The following is a 12,582-nucleotide window of genomic DNA, read 5'->3' on the forward strand; positions in this document are numbered from 1 at the left end:
GCCAACGAAGCGTCCGTCAGTACAGCGCCGTCCAAGACCGGGTTCTCAAAGCAGGAGATACGTACCCGCTGCGACCAAAGCACCCAAAAACACAGTGCCGATCAGGCGGCGGATGCGAACGCGAACCGGCGGCCGATTATCGTTTGCGGCTCTCGGGACACGGCGTGCTCGAATCGTTCGCCCACGGTGGGGCAGGACCGGCGCATGGCGACTGCCTCTGCGCCGATCTTCGCCACTAATCGATGGCCATTTCTCAGCCACGCTGTTCCACGGGAACATAATCCCGCTGTGTAGCGCCGGTGTAGAGCTGACGCGGGCGCCCGATCCGCTGACCTGGTTCTTCAATCATCTCCTTCCACTGGGCGATCCAGCCGACGGTTCGGGCCACGGCGAACAGCACTGTGAACATGCTGGTGGGAAAGCCCATGGCGCGCAGGATTATGCCGGAATAGAAGTCGACATTTGGGTACAGCTTCTTTTCGATGAAATACTCGTCTTCCAGAGCCACTTTTTCGAGCTTCATGGCCATCTTCAACATCGGCTCGTTTTCAAGGCCGAGTTCTGCGAGCACTTCGTGGCAGGTTTCCCGCATGACCATCGCGCGTGGATCGTAGTTCTTGTAGACGCGGTGTCCGAATCCCATGAGCCGGAACGGGTCGTCACGATCCTTGGCCCGCCGCAGGTAGTCGGCCATCCGGCTTTCGTCACCGATCTCCTCCAGCATCTTCACGACGGCTTCGTTCGCGCCGCCATGCGCGGGCCCCCAGAGAGAGGCGATTCCGGCAGCGATGCAGGCAAAGGGATTGGCGCCCGAAGAGCCGGCAAGCCGGACCGTAGAGGTCGAGGCGTTCTGTTCGTGGTCCGCATGCAGGATGAAGATCCTGTCCATGGCCCGCGCCAGAACCGGGTTGATCTTGTATTCCTCGCAAGGCACTGCAAACATCTGGTGGAGGAAATTCGCAGCGTAGTCGAGATCGTTGCGGGGGTAGATGAAGGGCTGGCCGACAGAATACTTGTACGCCATCGCCGCGATCGTCGGCATTTTCGCAATCAGTCGATGCGATGCCACGGTGCGCTGGTGCTCGTCCCGAATATCCGTGCTGTCGTGATAAAACGCCGACAGGGCGCCGACCACGCCGCACATTATTGCCATCGGGTGTGCGTCCCGCCGGAAACCACGAAAGAAATTCGTAATCTGCTCGTGCACCATCGAATGATAGGTGATGGAATGCGAGAAGTCCGTCTTTTCCTTGCCTTTGGGCAATTCGCCATGGAGCAGGAGGTAGCAGACTTCCATGAAGTCACTGCTTTCGGCCAGTTGCTCGATCGGGTAGCCGCGATGCATGAGGATCCCCTCCTCACCATCGATATAGGTGATTGCGCTGCGGCAAGAGCCGGTCGACGAATAGCCGGGATCATAGGTGAACATCCCGGTCTCGCCGTACAGCTTCCCGATATCGACAACGCGCGGACCGGCCGTTCCCTCGTATACGGGCAATTCGTATCTGGTCCCGGTCGCATTGTCGATCAGGGTCACCGTATCTTTAGCCGCATCGCCTGCGGCTGTGGTTTGCTGACTCATTACGGCATGTCCTTGGTTTGGGTGGCGCAATTCGGGATTCGTGGCCCTGCCTGATGATGTGCCGCCCCGCGGCAATCTCCCTACGCCTATTCATGTCATATAGGATACGGGAGCGATGAGATAAGATCAATTCGGGCAGACACCGGCGTGACGTTTATGGACGCGTCACGACCACATCGTTTAACCTGGCGAGCGTTTCCTGGCGCCCGAGCACGGCCGCAACCTCGAATATTCCAGGGCTGGTCGTAGATCCGGTGATTGCGGCACGAAGAGGTTGAGCGACCTTGCCGAGCTTGAGATCATGGCGTTCGGCCACTTCGCGGACCGCGCCCTCGATGTTCGGTTCATCCCAGACATCCAGGCCGGCCAGTGACTGTTCGACGTCGCCGAGCAGCGATGCTGCATCGCCGGTCAGTAGCGTCTTTGCCTTGTCTGTCATGCTCAATGGCCGCTCGGCGACATAAAAGATAGAATTTTCAGCCAGTTCGACAAGTGTTTTCGCACGTGACTTGAGCCCCGGCATTCCAGCGACCACGCGGTGCCACCGATCCTGGGGAATCGGGCCGGTGTCGAGCTTCGCTTCGACCCTGGGGCGGATCGCTTCGGCAAGGCGAATGTCATCAGCCTCCCGCATATAGTGCCCGTTAAGGTGTTCAAGCTTCTGAAAGTCGAACCGCGCGGCCGATCGTCCAATGGATTCGAGTGTGAACCATTCAACGGCCTGCTCGGTCGAAATCACCTCGTCATCGCCGTGTGCCCATCCAAGCCGCAACAGATAGTTTCTTACGGCCTCCGGCAGATATCCCAGGTCGCGATAGGCTTCGACACCCAGCGCTCCGTGCCGTTTGGAGAGCTTTGCGCCGTCGGGGCCGTGAATCAGCGGAATGTGAGCGTATACCGGTGGCGCGATTTTCAGAGCATGATAAAGCTGGATTTGCCGGAATGCGTTGGTCAGATGGTCGTCGCCGCGCACGACATGCGTCACGTCCATGTCGATATCGTCGACCACAACTGACAGCATGTATGTCGGCGTTCCGTCGGACCGAAGCAGGATCAGATCGTCGAGCTGATCATTACCGACGGTAACCGGACCCTGGACGGCGTCGTCGATTGTCGTCTCGCCGTTTTGCGGAGCTTTGAACCGGATTACGGGTTTTACGCCGGCCGGCGCGTCTTCCGCAGAGCGATCGCGCCATTGGCCGTCATATCGAGGTTGGCGCCCTTCTGCGCGCGCTTGCTCACGCATCGCCGTCAATTCTTCCTGCGACGCGTAGCAGCGATATGCGTGTCCAGCCTCCAGCAGTTTGTAGGCAACCTCGGTATGCCGCTCCCGGCGTGAGAACTGGGAAATCGGCTCACCGTCCCAATCCAGTCCCAGCCACTGCAGGCCCTTGATGATCGCTTCCACGGCCTCCGGCGTCGATCGGTTGCGATCCGTGTCCTCGATACGCAAAAGGAACTGCCCGCCGTAGTGGCGCGCCAGGAGCCAGTTGAACAGGGCAGTGCGTGCGCCCCCGATGTGAAGAAAGCCGGTGGGCGACGGCGCGAAGCGGGTTACGACCTTGGGATTATCAACCATGATGGGGCGTTTCGTTGTCTGACCTCGGGTGGAGCGGGTCTTACCATAATGCTTCCGCGATTGCATCCCGCAGCGCAACACCGCATCGAAAATCGCCGAATTCGTCCCTGGATTGCAAAACACGCTCCGAGATGTTTACATTCACGGGAATGCGCCCTAACCCGCTGCGTGACCCAGCGGGACATCATAATGAAATCGTTCATATCGCTATATGCGGGAAGTGCAGGGGAGGGCGCAGCGGCAGAAATTGCCGAGGCGGCCGACCGTTGGCTCGGATGGAGCGAACGATGGCCGCTGTTGATCCCCGTTTCACTGATCTGCGGCATAAGTACCTACTATGGACTATCGATGGAGCCGGCCGCAGATTCCGTCGCGTGGGCGGCCGCCGGACTGTTGATAGCCCTTGCGCTGGTCAGGTTTGCTATCGGACATGCCGTCTGGCCGGTATTGGCGGCCTGCTTCGTACTGGGATTCGTATTGGCGAAGACGAATGCCGATGGCGCCGACAGCGCAATGATCGAGGCTTCGACGGGCGCGATCATCGTCGAAGGCACCGTTTCCGATATTGAGCGATCGACCGACCGGACCAGAATCCGGCTTGACGACACGATGATACTCGGGGTTTCGAGATCTATCCGCCTGCGTCTCGATCGAGCCGACCGACGTATTCCGGCAATCGGTGATCGGGTCGCGGTCCGTGCTCTTGTGTTTCCGCCGCCGGGTCCGGCACTTCCGGGTGCCTACGATTTCAGGAGAAAGTCCTACTTCGATGCTCTGGACGGAACCGGCGTGGCGCTTGCCCCAATGACTGTCGTTGCCGAGGATCGAGGGCCATCGGTTTTGGAATGGGCAGCAAACGCGCGCAGAAAAATCAGGACCCGGATAAACGCTTCGATCGATCAGCCCGCAGCCAGCATCGCCGTCGCGCTTCTGACTGGTGATCGATCAGGAATGCCGGCTGTGATCTACGATCAGTTGCGCGATGCCGGGCTTGCTCATTTGCTGGCAATTTCCGGGCTGCATGTCGGTTTGGTGGCAGGATTCTTTCTGGCCGGAACGCGTCTGGCGGTCGCCCTCTGGCCGTATGCTGCCGACCGCTGGGACGGCAAGAAGATCTCGGCGGTGGCTGGTATCATCGCCGCGTTCTGTTATACGGCGGCCGTTGGGGCGACGGTTCCAACGCAACGGGCGTTCATCATGACAGCCCTCGCTCTATTGGCCGTCCTGCTCGATCGCTGGCCGCTATCGATGCGCCTGGTCGCCGTCGCCGCAACGGCCGTGATGACCATCGCGCCATCGAGCGTGATCGGGCCCGGCTTTCAGATGTCTTTTGCTGCGGTCATCGCCCTCATTGCGACGTATGAAGCGATGACGCGCGATGGCGTGAGGCGTCTGCTGTCAGAGGGAACCGGCACCCTTCACCGTACTGTCCAATATGCCGGCGGAGTGCTGCTGACCAGCGTCATCGCCGGCTTGGCGACGGCGCCATTCGCGATCTTCCATTTTCAACATCTTGCTTCCTACGGTCTGGTATCGAATCTGGTGGCCGTTCCCCTGACGGCATTCTGGATCATGCCTGCCGGCATCGTGTCCCTTGCCGCGATGACCGTCGGATTAGAGGGCCCGCCGCTGAAAGTCATGGCTGTCGGCGTCGATATTCTCCTTGCCGTCGCTAAACAGGCAGCCGAGTGGCCTTCTGCGGCCCTGACGGTTCCAAAGCCGGATGTGCCGACGATCGGAATCGTCGCTGCAGCGGGCATCTGGCTCGCCCTGTTTCGCGGACCTGGCAGACTCCTCGCCTTGGGCCCGCTTGCGCTGGGCGTCTCGGTGATGGCGACGACTCCGCCGATTGCGGTCTTCGTCGACGCGCGCGATGGCACGATTGGCGTCGTGTTGACCAGCAGAAATCAAAGCACTCAATCCCGCGGCGATAGAACGCTCTGGCTTTCCGATGCCCGGATGTCCGACTACACGAGGGAACTGTGGCGTCGGTGGGGGCTGGTCAGCCGCACGCACCTCTTGCCGCTGGCAGGATCAGCCACGAATCCGGATCAGCGTCGCCTTCGCAACGACAACCTCAACTGCGATGCCGAGGGATGTATCCTGCGTCTCGGTGACGAGGGCCCCACGGTCGCCGTCGCTTTAACAAGGCGGGCCGTTAGCGAAGACTGTGCAGTCGTCGATATTCTTTTGACGCAGATGACCGTCTCGCCGCCTCCGCCCCACTGCGGACGTACACCGATCATCGATCGATCCTATCTGGATTCGGAGGGAAGCGTCTCCGTGACAGTCCACGGATCATCGCTGGATATACGCACGGTACGGGGCCATACAGGCGCCCGCCCCTGGTCACAATGGCATCGGGACCCGCCCTAGACGACTCCAGAGATGGGTCGCCCTAACGCGCCCGCTGATCATACCGCCGAATCAACGCCACAAGTTGGCCCTGAACCTCTACTCTGTCCGGGGGCAATAGCCGGGTCTCGTACGCCTGGTTTGCGGCCTCCAGAGCAATGGCCCCGCTGCGTCTGCGGAACCGTTTCAGAGTGGCTTCCAGCCCGTCGACCAACGCGACGACGATGTTCCCGTTGTCAGCTATGGACTGACGCCGAATGATGGCGAGATCGCCATCGTGAATACCGGCGTCGATCATGCTGTCGCCCTCGACCTCCAGGGCATAGTGGTCGCCTGATCCGATCATGCTTGCGGGGATGTCGGCGAAAGCCGACATGTCCCGGAGCGCCTCGATCGGAGTGCCGGCGGCGATTCGGCCATAAAGCGGCAAGGATACGATCTCGGTACCTGACGGCATTGGAGGCGCGGGAATGGTCCTTGTCGGGGAGGAGGATTCCTGCCGATGAAGTCCCGCTGCAGAGGGTCGGCGAGGGTGGAGAGAGATCGGCTCCGCCGCCGTTTCAGGCAAGCCTGCCCCTGATGGTGATCCCGGGCGCGGCGATCCCCACGGCGATGATTGTGCTCCCGATCCCTGTTGCGCATTGTGTGCGGGCTCCATCGGATCGGACTGAGCACCGAATTGACCGCTGACGCCCCTGGACGCATCCCCTGTCGCAGGACTGCGTGGCGATTCTGCTGCTTGCGACGAAAATCCTTCCGGCAATCGGATGACTTCCAGTGCTCTCGCCCGGTGCGGCAGGCGTCTGATGACGCCACGTTCTTCAAGCCCGCTGATCAGGCGATGTATGCCTGACTTTGACTTGAGGCCCAAGGCATCGCGCATCTCATCGAAGGACGGAGAGACGCCCCCGTGACTGAGACGGTGATGAATGAAGACCAGCAATTCTTTTTGCTTCCGCGTTAGCATCCTTCGCCCCGGTCGATTGGTGAGGAACACGTCTGTTGATTGGACGTGCGAGCAACTATGATAGACAGAACAAAACAAAAACGCAACCGTCTTCGGCAATCCCGGGACAACATTTCTCGCGACCCAGGGAAGTGAATCCGTTAAAGCTTAATAACCGAAACGAATTCCCCGGACTTTGTTGCAGCCGCATGAGGCGGTCGAACGATCAATCCATTCGATTTGGCAAGAACCGACATCATACTGCTGTCTTGTTTTTCGAAGGCATGCACTTCCCAGCCCCCTTCGCTGTCCCTTTGGAGCCGGGCTCGCAAATAATCCTGGCGATGATCATTGGCTTCTAATTTGTGTGTAACTCGTGCAAGTACCGACCGATCGTCTGACTCTTTTTCAATGGCATCCGTGGTTGCCCCTGTTAATCGGCGGATCGCAGGTGTCATGAAGATCAGGCCGCAAACGAAGCACGACACCGGATTGCCCGGCAGGCCGAGCATCGGTGTATCCGCTAATGTTCCGAACAATAGCGGCTTGCCCGGTCGCATGGCGATTTTCCAGAAGTGACGTTCCGTCCGGGCGGTCCCTTGTCCAGAAGTCGGGCAGCCTTCATCGGGGGGACCGCCGAACAGTCGTTGAATGTGGTCATGGTCGCCGACGGATGCGCCGCCGCTGCTCACTACCAGGTCAGCCGTCGCCGCCGCCTGAAAAACGCGTCTGCGGACCTGATCCGGATCATCGGGGACAATTCCGCAATGCACGGGCTCGCCGCCGGCCCGGCGCACCATGGCCATAAGCTGAAAGCTGTTGCTGGACGGTAACGATATCGCCGAAAGCGGATCGCCGGGAAGGGCGATCTCGTCCCCCGTCGCCAGAATCGCAACGCGCGGACGACGATAGACCCGAAGCCACGGGTGGTTCATTGCCGCTGCAAGCCCGATTTCCGCAGGTCCCAATGTCGTGCCGAGACGGAGCAGCATATCGCCGTCATCAAAGTCGAGGCCGGCCCGGCGCACCCATTGCCCCTGCGCCGCGATCGGCTCGGTGACAATGATGCGGCCGGTTGCATCGACCTCCGTATTTTCCTGGATGACAACGGTATCAGTGCCCGGCGGCATTGCGGCGCCGGTGAAGATCCGTGCGCAAGCGCCGGGGGGAATTGTCGGTGAAAGTCCGCTTCCTGCGGGAACCGAGGCTACGCAGTTCAGTCGGGCAGGGACGACCGCGAGGTCCGCTGCCCTGACGGCATAGCCGTCCATACTGGATACGTCCATAGCTGGCTGTGCCCGGCGCGAGGCGTAATCCGCGGCCAGACGGCGATCGAGCGCATCGGCAATCGATACGATTTCTTCGCCGACCGGGTGAAGACGATCGAGTATGGATCGTAGCGCATCGTCGACGGAGATCATGGTGTCACGGCGCTCAGGCATCGGCGACAAAGTCACCGGACTTGCCGCCGCTCTTGAAGAGCAGCTTTACGTCCGTGATCGTCATCGCCCGGTCCATCGATTTGCACATATCGTAGACCGTCAGGCCGGCGACAGCAGCGCCGGTCAGAGCCTCCATTTCGACCCCCGTGCGGCCCGTCGTTCTGACTGTGGCCGTGATGGACAGGGTTGCGATTTCCCCCGGAGCCGACGGATCGTAGTCTTCCGGTACCAGCGCCACTTCGACGGCCGTCAGCGGCAACGGATGGCAGAGCGGGATCAGGTCCGCCGTGCGCTTGGTCGCCATTATGCCCGCAATCCGGGCTATGCCGATGACGTCTCCCTTTGCCGCGCTTCCAGACCGTATCGCTGTCAGCGTGTCGGGTTGCATCTGCACCCTGCAGCCGGCTCGTGCGACACGAACGGTTTCGTCCTTGGCGCCGACATCGACCATATGTGCCTGGCCGGCATCATCGAAATGGGTCAACCGGTCGGTCACTGTGCCTCCACCAAAACTGTCAGCAAAATTGCGTTCATCAGCGAAACGACGGCAGCATCCATCCGTTCTTAAAGCCGTGCCGCCTCAGCGCTGTGCCAAGCACCCAACAGGCGTCGCGTCGCGCCCTCGACGTCGGTCTGCCGCATCAGGCTTTCTCCCACCAGAAACGTCGAAATGCCAATTTTTCGCATGCGAAGCAAGTCAGACTCAGTGTATAGGCCGCTTTCGCAAACGACCAGCGATCCTTCGGGTACACGGGGCGCCAGCGCCTCCGTCGTCGCCAGATCGATGGTCAACGTCCGCAAATTCCGATTATTGATACCGATCATGTCGGCATCGAGGGCGATTGCCCGGCCCAATTCGTCACTGTCGTGGACTTCGATCAGAGCATCCATACCAAGGCGACGGGCCTCGACGATCAACTCTGATGCAAGACGGTCGTCTATAGCCGCAAGTATGACCAGAATACAGTCCGCACCCAATACGCGGGACTCGAGCACCTGATATGGATCGATCATGAAATCTTTGCGAAGCACCGGAAGGTTTACCGCGTTTCGCACAGTAGCAATATAGGCGTCGGCGCCTTGAAAATAGGGGCCATCGGTCAAGACAGACAGACAGGCCGCCCCCGCATCCGCGTAGGCTCGGGCCAGTGAAGGAGGGTCGAAATCCGGCCGGATAAGTCCCCTGGAGGGCGATGCCTTCTTTATCTCCGCTATCAACCCGGGCCGGTCCACGGACCGTTTGGCAGAGAGTGCAGCCCTGAAGCCGCGGGGAGGAGCAGTCCCGGCCAGGGCAGCCTCAAGTTCGGCGGCCGGAGCGGCCAGCTTGCGCGCGGCGACATGGTCAGCCTTATCTGCGCATATCCGCGCAAGCACATCCGCCGTCATGCAGCATTCCCTTTTGTCTCGACCGTTTTCCTGGAGGTCGGGTCTGCAGCAGCATCGTCTTCGGGATCGGTCGGTGGCGGCCGATTCGTGATCTCGACAATGCGTTCCAGTGTGCGCGCAGCCCTGCCGTCGTCAATTGCGCGCCCGGCCAGGTCCGCGCCTTCCCGAAGGGTGCTTGCCTTACCGGCAACGATCAGAGCGGCTGCAGCATTCAGCAAAACGATGTCCCGGTAGGCGCCCGTTTCTCCGGCAAGGATTCTTTGAATCGCTTCGGCATTTTCATCGGATTCGCCGCCTTTCAGGTCCTCCGGCCGGGCGCGGGACAAACCGGCATCTTCCGGCGTCACGGTGAAAGTACGCACCCTGCCGTCGACCAGTTCAGCCACGGCGGTTTCGGTCGTGGTGGTAATCTCGTCGAGGCCGTCCCGCCCGTGAACGACCCATGCGCGACGTGTTCCCAGCTTGCCCAGAACCTGTGCCAGCGGCTCCACCCAGCGTTCGGCGAACACCCCCATTAGTTGCAACTGTGCCCTTGCCGGATTCGAGAGTGGGCCCAACAGGTTGAAAACCGTCCGCGTTCCCAGTTCGGTTCGCGTGGGTCCGACATGCCGCATAGCGCCGTGGTGCCGGATAGCGAACAGGAAGCAAAGATTTGCGTCTGTAAGGGATTGTTCAACAAGACGAAAATCGGCATCGATATTGACACCAAGGGCAGTCAGAACATCGGCTGCGCCCGTTTTGCTGGACAAGGCACGGTTGCCGTGCTTGGCAACGGGAATACCCAAGCCGGCGAGGACAAACGACACAGCCGTCGAAATATTGAAGGTTCCGGCCGAATCACCACCGGTGCCGCAGCAATCCATCGCACCGGCCGGCGCCTGAAGCGTCAGCGCTTTCGCGCGCATGATACGTGCGGCACCGGTGATTTCGTCGACGGTTTCGCCGCGGCACCGCATGGCCAGCAGAAACGCCCCCATCTGTGCGGGCGTCGCCTCACCACTCATGATGATTTCAAACGCGTCTGAGGCTTCCTGCTCAGACAACGTGCCGGAATCGGCGATCTTGGCCAAGAAGGGCTTCAGGCGCGATAATCCTGCCGTCATTGTCCGCTCATTCGACTGTTATCATTCTTCCGGGACGGCGCCCCGCCGGTTCCCCAACGCGCCGCTCAGTCGGCGATTGCCACGGCTCGCGATAGAGTATCACCCGAAGACGCGGATGCCACGTCAGATTCTGAATGTAAACGGCCCCCCCTCGGACGACCGCCGCGGCAGCCGTGGGGGGGAGGCGCGACACTATTGAATCGGTTGCGCCATCGGTTGCGCCGCGCCATCACCGGCTATATCCGACCCCACCGCATCCGTCGGCAGGTCGGGTTCAGCCGAAAGATCGACATCGGCAAGGCCCAGACGTTCCAGCAGACGCTCGCGATTGACCTCCACGTCGAACTGTCCGCGCCAGGCAATCGTGAACTGGCTGACAAGGTCGTTGCCGATCTGGTTGCGAACGCGATCGCGGATCTCGGCCAGACCGTCGGCATCATCTTCCGGATCGGCTTCATGAATGGCTGTCAGCCGAACGACAAGCGCCTGATCTTCGCCGATGGAAAGCAGAATATCGTCCTGCGATGCCGCGAAAAGGTCGGATATCACATCCTGACTGAGAAGCTGATGGCTCTGATTCCGTCGCAGCCCTGATTCGGACTCCTGGTCTGCCTGGGCATTCGATGCGATCCGGCCGAACTCGGAGGGGGCGTTCGAGGCCGATTCGTGTGCCGTCTCCGCCGCTTCCGCCATCAGGCGGCGTCGTTCTGCAGCGCGCCACTCCTCAGCGGCCAGTTCACGGACGTCGTCGAACGGGCGCGTTTCCGGCGGCCGCTGCTCGTCGGCGCGAACGACGTAGAAGACATTGTTCTCCAGATCTTCCAGACCGCTGGTCTCACCGATACTCAGCGAGAATCCCGTTTGAACGATGTCGGAGACAGCCGGGATATCGTCGACTTCGGTCCCGTCGGGCCGGCGACCTTCGGCGTCGACCGGTCCAATCGTACGAACGGAAAGCCCGGTTTCATCAGCGGCTTCGTCCAGTGAAAGGCCGGCGGCCAGTGCATCTTCAAGGCGATTGGCGTCCTGAAACAGGCGGTCTAGCGCCCGGTCGAGCTGGATCTCGCTTCTGATCTCGTCACGGACATCGTCAAGCGGCTGCACGCTGTCGTCCTGTACTTCTGTCACTTTGAAGACATGCCAGCCAAACGGCGATTCGACAGGGTCGCCGACCTCGTCGTCCGGCGTCGAGAAGACGGCCTCGGCCAGCACGTCGAACGCGATGTCACTGCGTTGCTGCTCGGAAAAAGGTGTGATCGATGCGTCGAGGCCAGCTGTCTGCAACGCTTCATCAAGGTCTGCGCTGTCGCGGGCGACCTGAGCAAAGTCTGCGGCAGTATCCTCATCATCCAGCAGAACCTGTTCGAACGAGCGTCGTTCGGCTGTCGTATACTGGTCCATCTGCTGGTCGTACCTGTCCTCGATATCCTGTTCGCTGACGGCGATTTCATCGGCAAGTTCGTTGCCGGAAAGTATGACGGTACTTAACGTACGGTAGGCGGGCGCCTGGAACAACTCCGGGTTTTCCGCATGGAACGACCGTAGCGTAAGCTGATCAGGATCGTTGACACCCCCGAAGTCGCTCGCCTCGAAGATCATGTATTCGATGTCGCGACTCTCTTGCTCGTACGAAAAAAGATCGTTGACCAGCACGTCGGGTGCGGCCGTCGCATTCGCAATTGGCGCGAGCATCTGAGACCGGCCGACGGCCTGGCGCAACGTCGCGAGGTATTGATCCTCGGTCATTCCGGAGGCTGCCAGGGTCTGCTGGAACTGCAATGGCGAGAAATTGCCGGCCTGATCCTGAAAGGCGGGCTGATTCCGCAGCATGCCGATCAGCATTTCGTTCGGCACGTTGAAGCCGGCCTCCGACGCGGCGCGCGCCATCACCGACTCGTCGACAATTCGGTCGAGCGTATCGTCGAGGAGCCCCATCCGGGCGGCAGTGGCCGAATCGAGCGTAATGCCAAAATTCTGGCGAATCCGCTGGATCTCGTTGCGAAACGCCGTTTCGACACGTGACGAGTCGATCGACATTTCGCCAACCGTCGCCACCGTGTCGTCGGGAGGACCCTCCTGCATCATGTCCCCGATGCCCCACACGGCGAAGCTGAGGATCAGGACAAAGAAGAGGATTTTGACGACCCAGGAGCCGACTTTGCTGCGTATCGCTTGTAACATGTGAGGAC

General features: G+C 60.5%; 8 protein-coding genes and 2 pseudogenes. 1 reads left to right on the top strand and 9 read right to left on the bottom strand.

The genetic code is table 11. The features are described from left to right. Positions 1-253 precede the first annotated feature (253 nt). Positions 254-1,582, bottom strand: a complete 1,329-nt coding sequence (gene gltA, locus ABZ728_RS11580) for a citrate synthase (protein WP_366656283.1) — start codon at positions 1,580-1,582, stop codon at positions 254-256. Positions 1,583-1,736: 154 nt separating this feature from the next. Continuing rightward, positions 1,737-3,161 (bottom strand): glutamate--tRNA ligase, encoded by a 1,425-nt coding sequence (gltX, locus tag ABZ728_RS11585; protein WP_366656284.1) that lies wholly within the window; start codon positions 3,159-3,161, stop codon positions 1,737-1,739. A 189-nt stretch (positions 3,162-3,350) separates the two neighbouring features. Between gltX and ABZ728_RS11590 the strand changes: the two genes are divergently transcribed. Then, positions 3,351-5,537, top strand: a complete 2,187-nt coding sequence (locus ABZ728_RS11590; protein ID WP_366656285.1) for a ComEC/Rec2 family competence protein — start codon at positions 3,351-3,353, stop codon at positions 5,535-5,537. Between the two features lie 22 nt (positions 5,538-5,559). Here the strand turns inward: ABZ728_RS11590 and lexA are convergent. The 7 genes and pseudogenes from lexA to ABZ728_RS11625 all read right to left on the bottom strand — a co-directional run. Then, positions 5,560-5,952, bottom strand: a pseudogene (lexA, locus tag ABZ728_RS11595) (transcriptional repressor LexA); the annotation flags it as partial. Positions 5,953-6,192: 240 nt separating this feature from the next. Beyond that, positions 6,193-6,483: pseudogene (locus tag ABZ728_RS11600) on the bottom strand (LexA family protein); the annotation flags it as partial. A gap of 140 nt (positions 6,484-6,623) precedes the next feature. Continuing rightward, entirely contained in the window at positions 6,624-7,904 is a 1,281-nt protein-coding gene (gene glp, locus ABZ728_RS11605) for a gephyrin-like molybdotransferase Glp (protein WP_366656286.1), read from the bottom strand. After that, the gene (gene moaC, locus ABZ728_RS11610; RefSeq protein WP_366656287.1) at positions 7,897-8,400 is read right to left on the bottom strand and encodes a cyclic pyranopterin monophosphate synthase MoaC; all 504 of its coding nucleotides are present in this window, start codon (positions 8,398-8,400) and stop codon (positions 7,897-7,899) included. Before moaC ends, glp begins: the two co-directional genes overlap by 8 nt. A 68-nt stretch (positions 8,401-8,468) precedes the next feature. Further along, entirely contained in the window at positions 8,469-9,290 is an 822-nt protein-coding gene (gene trpC / locus ABZ728_RS11615) for an indole-3-glycerol phosphate synthase TrpC (RefSeq protein WP_366656288.1), read from the bottom strand. Continuing rightward, a complete protein-coding gene (gene trpD / locus ABZ728_RS11620; RefSeq protein WP_366656289.1) occupies positions 9,287-10,393 on the bottom strand; it encodes an anthranilate phosphoribosyltransferase in 1,107 nt (368 codons plus the stop codon). Before trpD ends, trpC begins: the two co-directional genes overlap by 4 nt. A gap of 192 nt (positions 10,394-10,585) precedes the next feature. Further along, positions 10,586-12,574 carry a SurA N-terminal domain-containing protein gene (locus ABZ728_RS11625; protein ID WP_366656291.1) on the bottom strand — a complete coding sequence of 663 codons (1,989 nt, stop codon included), beginning with the start codon at positions 12,572-12,574 and terminating at the stop codon, positions 10,586-10,588. Positions 12,575-12,582 lie beyond the last annotated feature (8 nt).

The organism is Fodinicurvata sp. EGI_FJ10296, assembly GCF_040712075.1.
Lineage (GTDB): Bacteria > Pseudomonadota > Alphaproteobacteria > DSM-16000 > Inquilinaceae > JBFCVL01.

Coding starts and splice junctions, on each gene's coding strand:
- gltA (WP_366656283.1), bottom strand. CDS start 1,582: ATGAGTCAGCAAACCACAGCCGCAGGCGATGCGGCTAAAGATACGGTG.
- gltX (WP_366656284.1), bottom strand. CDS start 3,161: ATGGTTGATAATCCCAAGGTCGTAACCCGCTTCGCGCCGTCGCCCACC.
- ABZ728_RS11590 (WP_366656285.1), top strand. CDS start 3,351: ATGAAATCGTTCATATCGCTATATGCGGGAAGTGCAGGGGAGGGCGCA.
- glp (WP_366656286.1), bottom strand. CDS start 7,904: ATGCCTGAGCGCCGTGACACCATGATCTCCGTCGACGATGCGCTACGA.
- trpC (WP_366656288.1), bottom strand. CDS start 9,290: ATGACGGCGGATGTGCTTGCGCGGATATGCGCAGATAAGGCTGACCAT.
- trpD (WP_366656289.1), bottom strand. CDS start 10,393: ATGACGGCAGGATTATCGCGCCTGAAGCCCTTCTTGGCCAAGATCGCC.
- ABZ728_RS11625 (WP_366656291.1), bottom strand. CDS start 12,574: ATGTTACAAGCGATACGCAGCAAAGTCGGCTCCTGGGTCGTCAAAATC.